Annotated in this window: 1 pseudogene; it reads right to left on the minus strand. The window is 42.3% G+C overall.

The window, feature by feature from the left end:
• Nucleotides 1-230 (minus strand): annotated as a pseudogene (locus tag OKC24_RS20005) (phage terminase large subunit); the annotation flags it as partial.
• Nucleotides 231-336 lie beyond the last annotated feature (106 nt).

Raw genomic sequence — 336 nt, forward strand, 5'->3', positions numbered from 1 at the left:
AAATTAATCACAGCCAATTCAGTCTTGGAATAACGTGGCGGAATATTAATGATTAAACGCTTAGTTTCACCACGAAATACTTTCATTAAAGCATCACAAACAACCCGATGATGCCAGTTGTGCATCCATTTGTACTTGCGGCGTTCTTTGAACATGTATCGAGAAAAGAAATACAAGTCCTCTTGAGCCTCAATACGAATCGCAAGCTCACGTGCTGGATCAGTAATCATTTAAAGCCTGCTCCCTTGCTGCAAGGTAGCTTTCCGTTGGAACATTGGTAGTTACTGTTTCAATTGGCTTGCCGCCTTTGCCTGTGATTTCCTGCTTAGTCACACG

The organism is Acinetobacter entericus (genome assembly GCF_026168575.1).
GTDB classification, from domain to species: domain Bacteria; phylum Pseudomonadota; class Gammaproteobacteria; order Pseudomonadales; family Moraxellaceae; genus Acinetobacter; species Acinetobacter bouvetii.